This window comes from Bradyrhizobium sp. NAS96.2 (genome assembly GCF_001908235.1).
GTDB lineage: Bacteria > Pseudomonadota > Alphaproteobacteria > Rhizobiales > Xanthobacteraceae > Bradyrhizobium.
Window position 1 is genome coordinate 219472 of sequence record NZ_LGHK01000016.1, and the last position, 12505, is coordinate 231976.

Below are 12505 nucleotides of genomic sequence, written 5' to 3' on the forward strand. Positions count from 1 at the left end.
TCGAACGGGTCTTGCAGACTCGTTACCAGTGCGCGGGACGCCTAAACCAGTGTCAATTCCCTACGCCGAAATCGGCCCCGAGAGTCATCTGAATCAAATCGACTCAACACGGGCGATTGAGGCGGAAAACGCAGGCGCATTGCGTCTGATCGACGACTTTCAGCGAAGAATGGGCCGGCCGCTTCGCGTTCTTCACATCGGCAACATAGCCAACAATGCCTACAATAACGCCCGCATTCAGCGGAAGTGCGGCATCGAAGCGGACGTGTTGTGTTACAACTACTACCACATCATGGGGTGTCCCGAGTGGGAAGATGGTGCACTAGAGGAGGGCTCCTCGGCGCTTGGGAAGGATCCCTTCAAGCCCGATTGGTGGGCAACAAGCCTGAAAGGATGGAAGCGGCCTCGTTGGTTTGTTCAGGGCCCATCCGCGCTTTGCATTCAATACCTTTTCGCCCGGAACGCGGGGTGGAGAACGACGGCATATTTGAAGTGGTTGGAACTGGAGCTGGCAGCTCTTCAGGATGCTCGTTCCGGCGAGAATGTAGGGCCCCCCGCTAAAAATGTCCCCCGGCGTCTGAACTTCCTGCTTCGGCCCGTGAGCCTGTACAGAATCTGGCTTGGAACGTTCGTGGCAAATGGCCTGATCGGACGTGAATGCCAAGCAAGTCGCTTCGAGGCTTGGTTGGACCGAATCTCGGCAGCTGCATGGTTGGTAATTGCCCGCCGAGGTCCTGAAGCTGATGTCGAGGCTCGCGCCGCACTCAGCACGTTGCGGGAAGATGTTCGCCAGCTGCGCGCTCGTGGGATGCAAGAGGCGTCGTCGTCGCTTGTCCGCTCGCTGATTCACCGCTTCCTGACGCTCGTGGCGCTCCTGGAGCAGGCAACGCTCAAGCGTATTCCGGTCTCGAAGCCGGGCTGCGTGGCGCGATCGATGTCCGAACCGGTAACGCGAGCAAAGGAAATTGAGACGTTGCTGGATGAAATTAGGAAGGACCCTGCCGAGCTCGATGGTCAATCCCTCAGGTATCGCGAGGAGTATGTGACCGAGCATCCAAGGGCCTTCGAGGTTATCCTCCCGCACTATGACATCATTCAGGGATATGCCATTGACGGGCTGATACCCATGATCAATGGCGTCAAGAATTTCTGCTGCTACGAGCACGGAACGCTGCGCGAAATCCCGTTCGAGAACAATCTGACCGGGTTGATCTGTCGGTTCTCGTTTCAGCGCGCGCCTGCAGTGTTCGTAACCAATTCGGACGTGCTGCCTTCGGTCGAGCGCTTGGGATTAAAGAAGGATAGGGTATTCTACCTCCCGCACGCGTTTGATAATCAAAAGTTGCAGGCGTTTCGCGAGGCGCACCCAGAGTTGAATCCGCCGACAGGCGGGCCGGTTATTTTCTTCAGTCCCTCGCGTCACCATTGGAAGCGGGGAAATTCATCCTGGCTGAAGGGCAACGATGTGATCATCCGTGCCGCGGCTGAAGTCGCGCGCGAGGCGGGGAACTTCCGGCTCGTATTCGTCGAATGGGGCCAAGAGGTCGCAGACAGCAAGAATTTGATCGAGGAGTTAGGCCTCTCCGAGCTGGTTGAATGGACCCCGACGATGTCGAAAGGGGAGCTGTGGCAGCGCTATTGCGGATCGCATGCGGTGGTCGACCAATTCAATGTTCCAGCGCTCGGCGGCGTTGGGTTTGAGACAATGGCGTTGGGAGTTCGATTGATTTCGGCGATCGACAAGCAGCAGACGGCCTTGTTTTTCGGTGAAGAGCCGCCCTTGCTCGCGGCTAGTAACGTCGCTGAATGCGCAGCGCGAATGCGGGAAGTCATCCAGGATCCTCTTGATACCCGAGGCCGGGGCCAAGCTGCTTCTCAGTGGATGTCGACTTTCCATTCCGCGGAAAGAATTGTTGCTCTTCAGTGCAAGGCGTATAGCAATTTGCTGGTCGGGCAGTGGTAATGATGTCTCCTGCCACGTCGACGCTGGTTTCGTAGAGTTGCCGTAGAACGATGCTCAAGCAGATCTCATCTTTCATCAAGAACTATCCTCCTCTTTTTCACGCATTGCGGCCGATATTCTATTTCCTTTTCGGGCGTTGGAATGCGTTGATCACCCGGCTTGGGATTCGTCGCGCGCGGTTGGCGCAAGCTCGAATCCCGATGATGACTGCAGCGGGGGACGCTAAGTCTGGAAGCAGCCGGATTGGACGATCTGCTTCAGGTCGCGAAGTGGTGATGCTTGTCGTCTCCGATCTGCGTGTGGACCCAAGGGTTGAAAGAGAAGCTCGTGCGCTTGGCGCCGCGGGGTACGACGTGACGGTGATCTGTCCGGAGCCGTCGGAGGGGGCAGGGGCATCCTTCAATATCGATTGGGGACCGTGCGTTCATATCGAATACGTCGATTGGACCGCGGCGACGTTCATGAACGAGCAGCCGGGTTACCTTGCGGATCGGCTTTACCTGGAAGCGGTAAAAAGAACGCCGTTTGCCTTCCATGCGCATGATCTTTCCACGGCGTACGCCGCAATGGCGGCCGCAAGGTATCGAGGCGCTCACCTCGTGGTAGACTTCCACGAATGGTTCTCGGAAAATGTTCATTGGAATACAAAGCAGTCTGCTTGGGCACCGTATCCTTCCGATTGGAAGCGGGCGCTTCAGGAGTTGGAAGTTCGTTGTCTTACGGAAGCATCCGCTACGATCACCGTGTGTGATTCAATTGCTGACACAATGAAGGCGGAACTCGGTGGTCGCCGCCCGGTCGTGATTCGTAACATTCCCGATATTGCAGCGACACCCTCACGTGAGTATCCGCCGCTGAAGCAGCAATTGGGATTGCCCGAATCGACCTTCGTGCTGCTGTGGCAAGGAGGGACCGGTCCTACTCGCCTGATCGAGCCAATCATTGAATCGCTCGCCTATGCTCCGGATTGTACCTTCGTCATTCGAGGTCCTTCCCTGGATCTGTTCGGGCCCGACTATTTGGCATTGGCGCGGCGCGTTGGCGTGGAGGACAGGGTTGTGCTTGCTCCGCCCGTTCCATCGAAGGATGTTGTTGCGGCCGCCCGCGGCGCGGACGCGGGAATTTGGACGTTGCCGGCTTTGTGTCGCAACTTCACCTTTGCGCTCCCCAACAAGATTTTCGAATACTTGGCGGCCGATCTTCCCGTCCTTGTTGCGCATTATCCCGAAGCGAAGCGTCTTGTGCTTGAGAATGAGGTCGGGTTGACGTTCGACCCGTACGATCCGCGTTCCATCGCGGAATCGATCAACCGCCTGACACAAGACGAGCACCTGCGAGCGACCTTCGCCGCCAGCACGCGTAAGACTCTCGCGACGCTGGATGCAAAGTCGGAGTGGCAGAAGGTCGTTGCGCTCTACGACGGCCTAAGAAAGCCCCGGACCTACGGATCCATGCGATGAGCGATCGACTGAGATCGCTCGCGCGGTTGGTGTTGCCGCGGAGCGTTCGAAGGCGGATGCTCACATTGTGGTCGATCGCGAAATCGCCAGATCGGGCGGCAATAATCCGCTACCAGCTGCTGGTACTCACGCAAAGACTTTTAAGCCTGGTTGGGCACTGCGCCACCGCACTTTCGCGCGGCTTTCTAAGGCTCGCGATCTGCATTGCTCCAGGATTTGGAGCCGTGCGGTTGCGGCGCGGACGACCTAGCAGCTTGTGGGGCGCAACTCCGATTTTGACCCTGGAACTCAAGGCGAGGGCCGACCGGGCGCTTGGCTTTCGATCGACCTCGCTCGTCTACGTAACCTACGTCATAACGTCACGCTTCGATCTAGATCTCCATCGCCCGTACAGTCTGGCATTCAGGTATGGTTTGGGACCCGCATTCCAGCGCATGGTGCTCGCGTGGGCCTTGCTTCGATATGACGTGTTTCACTTCTTCGCCGACCGTGGCTTGCTCGATTCGACGGACCGGTTGCAGCTCAATTTTGAGGAGCTTGCCGCGCTGCGACGGGCACGCAAGCGGGTCTATATCTATGCGTATGGTGCCGATGTTCGCACCAGGCAGGCGACCCTGGCGCTCGGCAAATGGAATTTCTGCGTCGATTGCACGGAAGCGCCGAAATATTGTACGTGTCACGACGCAGAGGCTCAGCGCTATATTTCCGAAGTGGCCAAGAAGGTGACGGCGCTTGTCTCGCTTGGTGACATGCTGACCTACATGCCAACGGCAAAGCATATCAACTACTGGCCGTTGGACCTGGATCGGTTGAGTGCCGTTCTCCCGAACGCGCCATCCGGTCCGCTTCGCATCGCGCACGCACCAAACCACACGCACTTCAAGGGCTCGAAATACCTGGAGCGAACGATCGAGCGGCTGAAACAGCAGGGATACGATATCGAATATTGCAAGATCCAAGGTGTGCCGAACAGCCAGGTGGTCGAGCTTTTTGCGCAATCCGACATCGTGGCGGATCAGTTCATCGGCGGCGCTTACGGCTACACCGCGCTCGAAGCGATGGCGCTCGGCAAGCCGGTCCTGAGCTTCGTTAGAAGTCCGGATCTGGTCGAGGCGCCGGAGGAATGCCCGATCATCAACGCAACTCCGGATGAACTCGAGCAGGCATTGCTGTGGGTCATCCGCAACCGGGACAGCCTTCGCAAGATCGGCGAGCAGGGCCGGCGCTATGTCGAGCGCTGGCACGGCGTATCGGCGATCGCTGCGCGGCTTGGACAGCTCTATCTGGACACTGCAAACTTTCCCCCTGGTGTCATCGATCGCATTCGGTCCCAGCAGGAGCAGGAAAAGGCCCGGCGCAACGCAATTCCCCTCGTGAGGAATTGGGAGCATCCATTCCAGATCGCGAAGCAGCCTGCTTCGGAACGTCTCGGTGCGCTCGCGAGGACGATCCCCTGATGATCGAACCGCAAGGGCAATTCCGGTGACGTCGGTCGACATCTCCACCGCAGTGACGTCTTCGCTACGGCCACAGCCGCAAGGCGTCGATTGGCATCGGCGTTTCCAGGAAGAGTATGGGCGAGCTCTGCGCGTGCTGCACCTGGGCAACATCGCGAACAACGCGTTCAACAACGCGAGGATCCAGCGTCAGCACGGCATCGATGCCTACGTCATCGCCTACGAGAACTACCACATCATGGCCTGCCCTGAATGGGAGGAGGCGGCGTTCGAGGGCGACCTCGGAGATCCGTTCTTTCCCGACTGGACCAAGGTCGATCTCGGGGGTTACCAGCGGCCGAGATGGTTTGCCTCTGGGCCTCTGAAGCTGTGTTGCTCAATGATTGCCGCCGAGGTTGGCGGGCGGTCGGACCTTGCCGACGAAATTCGACGCTCGCTGGATCGCGCCCGGCAGTCCGTGAGTGGGCAGACGGCGTCCGCCGCCGGCGACCCGCCTTGGCCAGAAAATAGCGCGGCTGATTCGCAGGTCGCCTGCGATGGCCCGTGATCTCTTCCTGCGGCGCGTGCTGGCAAAGGATGATCCGGAGCAGATGCGGCTGGCGGCTGTGTGGCGGCAAGGCAGCGCGCCGGCTTCGCCACCGAGCGCTGCGGATTTTGCCAGCTATCGGGCGCGGCTCGCGCCGCTCATCGGTCTGCTGGATCAGTTTGACGTCGTCCAGGCCTACGCAACCGATGGTGCCTGGCCGCTGCTCGCCCGGCGCCCTTACTTCGGATATGAGCATGGAACGTTGAGGGCACTTCCGTTTCAGGACGATAGCCTCGGGCGGCTGACCGCCACCGTGTTTCTCGGAGCCGACCACGTTTTCGTCACCAACATCGATTGCGTGCCTGCCGCGCGACGGCTGGGCGTGCCGCCAGATCGGATTACACCGCTTCCGCATGCGTTCGACGATACGAAACTTGCCGAGTTCCAAGCCGCAAACGACTCGATTGGACCTCCGGATGATTGCGTGGTCTTCTTTCATCCGGCGCGGCATGATTGGCGGGACGCTGATCCGAGTCTGGTGAAGGGCAATGACAGGCTGATCAGGGCCTTTTCAACAATCTCGCGGGAGAATTCTCAATCGCGGCTGGTCATGATCGAATGGGGACGCGACCTTGATAGGTCCCGCGAACTGATACGCAGCCTGGATCTGGATGCCAAAGTAACGTGGCTTTCTCCGATGCGTAAGCCGCAGCTTTGGCGAACATATTTGTCGAGCCACGTCGTATTGGATCAATTCGTTCTTCCCTCCTTCGGAGGAGTCACCTTCGAAGCACTGGCGCTTGGACGACGTGTCATCACGAATATCGACGTCCGTTCAGCGGAAGAATTCTTTTCGGAGGCGCCGCCTATCCTTTCGGCTTCAACGGAGGACGAGATAGTTGAAGCCTTACGGACGATTATCTCAGACCGAAGCGATGGGCGCCGGATCGGCGACGCCGGGCGCTCGTGGGTCCAGCGCAACCATTCGGCCAAGAGGATTGTTGAACTACAGCTGGAAGCCTATCAAAAGCACATTGGGCTCAAGCTGTGAGCGATCTCTTCTTCAAGGGCCGTCCAACAATGAAGGCGGTTTGCCTGATCCGTCGGGATATTCCCGTCACGTCTCTGCAGGATTTACATCGTGACAGCTAACATGCGCGTTCTTCATGGGCCGGTGAACGTAGGAAATCAGCCTTGGACCCTTTCGAGAGCTGAGAGGAAGCTGGGTCTAAAAAGCGATGTCGCCGTAAATTACGGCACTTGGCTCGGCTATCCGGCTGACGTAACCGTGGGGACCTATCAGGGGAAGACCATCGTTGATAGGCTGAGACGCTCCGCTTTCGGCCTTTCGGCTCCATTCAAATACGATGTCCTGCACTACTACTTCGGTCGCAATTTCTTTCTTTGGGACGACTACGGCATGGCATTCGGCCGCAGCGCGGCCCAAGACAAACGGCTTCTGCGGGACGTAAGGCTGGCAAAGCGGCTCGGCAAACGGACGTTCATGACGTTGCAAGGATGCGACATCAGATTAGCCCGGCAATCGTTCGAGAGAAACAGTTGGACACCGTGTCATCCTGACCGTTGTGGCGCCTTCGACAGCTGCGTTAAACAATACGACTTTGATCGCACAGCGATGAGCAGAGTCCTTCTGCCATTGATGGACCGGGTCTTTTACCTGAATCCCGAACTTGGGCATTACGTGCCGAACGGAGTCTTTCTACCCTACGCCAACGTTGACTTGGATGGAGTCGAGCGTCGACCGCCGTCGGGATCGCGTCGCGTCAGGATTGTGCACGCGCCGAGCGATCCCAAGACAAAAGGAACTGATCTCATAATGGCGGCCCTGGATCGCCTCGCCTCCAGGTATCAATTTGAGCTGATTTTGGTGCAGGGACTCCCGCACGCGGAAGCCATGGAATTGTACAGGAGTGCCGATCTTGCAATCGACCAGATCCTGTTCGGCTGGTATGGGGGGTTTGCTGTCGAGTTGATGGCCATGGGAAAGCCCGTCGCAGCTTTCATCCGCGAAGAGGACAGGGAGTACGTGCCGTCTCAGATGTGGGAACAACTTCCTATTCTTAGGCTCGATCCAAGTCATCTTGAGCGTGATCTTTCGAGAATCCTTGAGGCGCCTGACTTGTTGATCGAGTATGGGAAACGGTCGGAGGAATTCGTCCGCCGATGGCACGATCCCGCTAAAATCGCTCGCGGGATGATCGAGCTTTACGAGCATCCCGAAAAGGCGTTGTCGTTGATCTGAGGAAACCTCTACTGTTGGTAAGTCAATTCAATGTCTAACCTCACCAGTCCAAAGCCCTTCACGTTTGAGTACTATCGGTTGCTCCTGCAAGCCGCTCTCGACAACAACTACAAGGTTACATCGTTCGAGAAATATGATGCCGGCAGCCCGCGTACTTTGATTATGCGGCATGACGTCGACTATACTCTCAACGGAGTAAGTCAGCTTGCCTTGATCGAGGCAGACCTCGGGATTACGGCGACTTACTTCTTTAGAGTTCATGCGCACGAGTACAATTGTTTCACCCCGCATGTGTATCGTCTCATCCATGCTTTGAGAGCGCTGGGGCACGAAATTGGGTTGCATTTTGAGGCTATGACAATCGGACGAGCCTTGGACATGTCTCCAGCTGCGTTGTTGCGCAAGGAGAAGGCCGTGCTCGAAGCGATCACGGGACTTGAGATACATTCAGCTTCCGAGCATCGCGACATCAGCCAGGTCGTCCACCAAACCGGAAATTACCACGATAGTTTAGATCCGCTTGAGGCGGGTTTCAGGAACTACGCGCTTGAGAAGCGCTTCTTCGGGGATATGAAGTATCTGTCGGACTCGAACGGCTTTTGGCGAGAGGGAGATCCGACGGTGCACCTCAATAAGCACGCGCGCTTTCAAGTACTGGTCCATCCAGATTGGTGGTTCGAAAAAGACCTGCTTCTGAAGGGTCCCTACTTCCATGGATTGGGCAACTAGATGTCCTCTGAAGGGCCCAAGGTTCTTTATGTGACCTGCGCCGAAAATGGCCTACATGGTCTCGCGCAGTTGACGAACGCTGGCATTGACGTCGCTGCGGTCGTGACCATTCCGCCGGAACTGGGTACAAAATACGCAGTGTCCGGATACGTTGATGTGTCGCCCTGGTGCTCAGAGCGCGGATTGAGATGTATTCAACTGCGTGAATACAAGATCGAAGTCGCGGATGTAGCAGCGATTGACTTTGACCTCCTCGTCGTGAACGGGTGGAATCGACTGATTCCTTCCGAAGTTTTCTCGCTAGCCCGGTTGGGGGCGCTAGGGATACATGCAGGTCATCCTCCGCTTGGATTGGGAAGGGCGCCGCTGGTCTGGAACATCATACACGGGCAATCGGATATTGAGGTCTTCGTATTCCGCTTGACCTCCAATGCCGACGATGGGGACATTATGGCTACCCAGGTCGTCGAGATCACAGCGCATGACGACGTCAAGACGCTCTATGAAAAAGTGATGGACGTCGGGGCCGACTTGTTCTTGGCGGCGATTCGAAAGTTGGTGGCGGGGGAAGGTGGACGGTCCCAGGATCGGCGTTTCTTGTCCCACTATCCAAAGAGGACGGAGGCAGACGGACTGATCGACTTTACCATGACCGATCGTCAAATCTGCGACTTTGTCCGCGCGCAGGTTCCGCCGTACCCAGGCGCCTTTACCTATCTCGGGTCCGAGAAGTGGAGGATACTTCGGGCTCAGCGATACGATCGCTTCTTGTTCCGAGACCATCCTCGCGTGCCCGGCCGCATTTTGCGTGTCCTTCCATCGGGTGTGGTCGTGCAGAGCGGAGCGGCTCCAATCTGGATCAGGCATGCTGTGGTCGATGGGGCGGACGTTGATCCGATGTCTCGGCCGGAGATCGTCGGACGACGGTTTGGCGATGGTCTTGATTGAATTGGCCAGCATGCCGACTGGTCGAGGACGCGGTTCATTCGTCGAGCACCTGAAGTTCTTGGTCTCCTTCGATGCCGCGACGGTACTCGCGCGCCCGAAGCGAGGAGTCTCATCGAATATGGCTAAGCTACCGAGCAGTCGTCGTGCTGCAAGAGTATCGGTTTAGGCCGAATGCAAAGATCAGTTACTCAGCCTCCGGTGGTCGAGCCAGGTAGATAAGAGATGTGTGGCATTTCAGGCATTCTGCATTTTGGCTCGTGTCCGGATGCGGACGCTCGCATCCGCCGCATGGCGGCCAGCATCGAGCACCGCGGTCCGGATGATGATGGCTACTATGCCTCGCCGGACGTCGTATTGGGCTTCCGCCGGCTTGCGATCGTCGACCTAGTGTCGGGCCACCAGCCGATGAGCAACGAGGACGGCACCGTGTGGGTCGTCTTCAATGGCGAGATCTACAATCACCGCGAGCTCAGAAAGGAGCTCGAAGCCGCCGGCCATGTCTTCGCGACAGACCACTCGGACACCGAGGTTCTGGTGCACGGCTGGGAGCAGTGGAAGGACGGGTTGTTCAGCAGGCTGAACGGTATGTTCGCCTGTGCGATCTGGGACGAACGGCAGCGTGAGCTGGTGATCGCCCGCGACCGGTACGGGATCAAGCCGGTCTACGTCGCGGAACTGCCCGGCAAGGGGCTCGTGTTCGGCTCGGAGGTGCGTGCGCTCTACGCCAGCGGATTGATCGACAAGCAGTTCGATGCATCCGCAACCCTGGAGTACTTCACGCTGATGAACAATTGGGGAGGCCGCACGCCATTCCGCGGCGTTCGTCTCCTCAAGCCGGGCAGCTTCGAACGCTTTGCGGCGAGTGGAAGCTCGCGCGGCACCTACTGGTCGCCCTCCTATCATCGCAAATACGCGCCCGGTTTGGCGCGGGCCTCGGGCGAGTTCGGCGAGATATTGCAAGCCGCGTTGCGGAGACAGTTGGCTGCGGATGTTCCTGTCATGGCGTATCTGTCGGGCGGCATCGACAGTTCGGCGATCACGGCCGGTGCGCATCAGATTGATCCGGTCGTTCGCGCCTATTCGTGCATCTTCGATCTCGAGAATGTCGGTGTCGACAAGTTTGTCGACGAGCGCGAATTCTCCAGGGAGGTCGCAAAGCAGCTCAATATCGAACGTGTCGAGCTCATGGTGCCGCAGGATGCGCTGGTCCGTCATCTCGATGCGACGGTCGGGGCGATTGAATATCCGCGCATGGGAATGGCCTATGTGAACTATCTGATCGCGCAGCGGGTCGCACAGGACGCAAAGGTCGTGCTGTCGGGAACCGGCGGTGACGAAGTCACCGGAGGATATGTCGGCCGATATGCCATCGTGCCGCGGGCCACGCCGGTTTCCCTGATGCGACGCGTGATACAGGGTCTTCGCGCCGGGGCCGCAGATCAGGCAGCCTCGCGCGACGCCTTTGCCCTCTACCGGGCAAGCCTCAACGTCCCGATCTCGGCGGAGAAGATCAAGGATGCCTTCACGCCGGAGTTCTTGCGAACCGCTGGCGGTTTCGATCCGCTCGCCACGATCGGCGACGCGATCGGCTCGGTTCCGTCGCGGGATCCCTGGGACGTCATCATGCACGTCGACATGACGACCTACCTTCCAGGTCTGCTGTCCCTGGAGGACAAGCTGTCCATGGCGCATTCCCTTGAGACCAGGGTGCCGCTTCTCGATAACGAGCTGGTCGACTATCTGCTCGGCGTGGACTGGGGCCTGCTGTCCGACGGCTCCACGGGCAAGATCCTGTTTCGGGAAGCCGTCCGGCCGCTGGTGCCTGATACGATTTACCGGAAACCGAAGATGGGGTTTGGTCCTCCGGACGCATCTTGGTACAGAGGGCTTCTGCGCCCATGGATCGAGGAGCAACTTTCGGAATCCCGTATCAGGCAGCGAGGCGTACTCCAGCATGACTTCGTACGTCGGATTCTGAACGAGCATTTCGAGGAGAAGGCAAACCATGTCGCGCTGATCTGGTGTTTGCTCAGCTTCGAGTCTTGGTGCAAGCAACACGGCGCCTATGGCGGTGCCCTCAATTAGTTGCAGTTGTAGGAGTTAGATTTATGCGAACCGTTGCGTCTTCACATCTCCGTCCGAACGGGATGGAGCTGCAGCTTGAGGCTTTCACGCAACAGGAAGGCCAGGTTGTCGAAGGCATCCTGCGGACGCCCGATGCATCGCTGTGGTATCCGATCCTGCAGGGGGTTCCGTGCTTCCTGAGCGGCCCGATGCAGCCCGACTTGACCGATTTCTGCTCACGCTACGGCTTGCCGAAGCCGGCGACCGCGCAGAGCCGGCCGGAAGCCCATGAGCAGGCCAAGACGAACCAGACCTTCTCGGACAAGTGGCGCCGCTTCAAGCAGTATGGGCTGCAACCCGAGCACAAGGAATTCCTGTTTGGCTGGTATTGCAAGAAGCTCGGGCTGCCCGATCTGGACGCCTTGAAGGCGTTCTACCGCTCCAAGCAGCGCGTGCTCGAGGTCGGTCCAGGGTCGGGCTTCAACACGAGGTTCATCGCCGAGAATTGTCCGGGCGAGGTGTTTGCGCTCGACGTCTCCGACGCGGCATTGACGACGTTCGAGAACACCCGCGATCTCGAGAACTGCTCGGTCGTGCAGGCCGACTTGATGGAAGCTCCGTTCCCCGATGATACGTTCGACTTCATCATCGCGGACGGTGTGCTGCATCACACGCCGAACACCAGAGCGGCGGTCGAGGCCCTGTACCGTAAGGTCAGGCCCGGCGGCCAGTTCTTCTTCTACGTCTATCGGAAGATGGGCGCCGTGCGTGTCTTCGCCGACGATCATGTCCGCCAGAATTTCATGCCGCTGTCCGCGGAGGAATGCTATGCGGCGTGCGAAGGGATCACGGAGCTGGGCCGGGAGCTGTCGCGGCTGAACGCCACGATCACGCTCGAGAAGCCGATTCCGGTGCTTGGAATTCCTGCCGGAACGCACAACGTCCAGCGATTGCTCTACTATAATTTCCTCAAATGCTTCTGGAACGAGGCATTCGACTATGAAACGAACAACATGGTCAATTTCGACTGGTATCATCCGCACAACGCCTGGCAGCACAGCGATGACGAGGTTGCGGGCTGGATGAAGGAACTCG

Annotated in this window: 10 protein-coding genes; all 10 read left to right on the top strand. The window is 58.2% G+C overall.

What is annotated here, in order from left to right; translation table 11 throughout:
• Positions 1-49 precede the first annotated feature (49 nt).
• Entirely contained in the window at positions 50-1963 is a 1914-nt protein-coding gene (locus AC628_RS04170) for a glycosyltransferase (protein WP_074125472.1), read from the top strand.
• Positions 1964-2013: 50 nt separating this feature from the next.
• On the top strand, positions 2014-3423 hold the full coding sequence (locus AC628_RS04175; RefSeq protein ID WP_083632567.1) for a glycosyltransferase family 4 protein: 1410 nt from the start codon (positions 2014-2016) through the stop codon (positions 3421-3423).
• Complete coding sequence (locus AC628_RS04180; protein WP_143201427.1) at positions 3420-4880, top strand: glycosyltransferase; 1461 nt, start codon at positions 3420-3422, stop codon at positions 4878-4880. Before AC628_RS04175 ends, AC628_RS04180 begins: the two co-directional genes overlap by 4 nt.
• 25 nt (positions 4881-4905) lie before the next feature.
• Complete coding sequence (locus AC628_RS04185; RefSeq protein ID WP_143201428.1) at positions 4906-5427, top strand: hypothetical protein; 522 nt, start codon at positions 4906-4908, stop codon at positions 5425-5427.
• Positions 5417-6457: a glycosyltransferase family 4 protein gene (locus AC628_RS04190; protein ID WP_074125476.1), complete on the top strand. Its 1041-nt coding sequence runs from the start codon at positions 5417-5419 to the stop codon at positions 6455-6457. The genes AC628_RS04185 and AC628_RS04190 overlap by 11 nt, the downstream gene beginning before the upstream one ends.
• A 90-nt stretch (positions 6458-6547) precedes the next feature.
• The gene (locus tag AC628_RS04195; RefSeq protein WP_143201429.1) at positions 6548-7669 is read left to right on the top strand and encodes a glycosyltransferase family protein; all 1122 of its coding nucleotides are present in this window, start codon (positions 6548-6550) and stop codon (positions 7667-7669) included.
• 30 nt (positions 7670-7699) lie between these two features.
• Positions 7700-8398, top strand: a complete 699-nt coding sequence (locus AC628_RS04200; RefSeq protein ID WP_074125478.1) for a polysaccharide deacetylase family protein — start codon at positions 7700-7702, stop codon at positions 8396-8398.
• Entirely contained in the window at positions 8399-9346 is a 948-nt protein-coding gene (locus AC628_RS04205) for a methionyl-tRNA formyltransferase (RefSeq protein ID WP_074125479.1), read from the top strand. It begins immediately after the preceding gene.
• Positions 9347-9568: 222 nt separating this feature from the next.
• Positions 9569-11431, top strand: coding sequence for an asparagine synthase (glutamine-hydrolyzing) (gene asnB / locus AC628_RS04210; protein ID WP_074125480.1), 1863 nt, complete (start codon positions 9569-9571; stop codon positions 11429-11431).
• A gap of 23 nt (positions 11432-11454) precedes the next feature.
• Positions 11455-12505 (top strand): class I SAM-dependent methyltransferase (locus tag AC628_RS04215; protein WP_143201430.1); only part of this gene is annotated, 1051 nt, incomplete at its 3' end.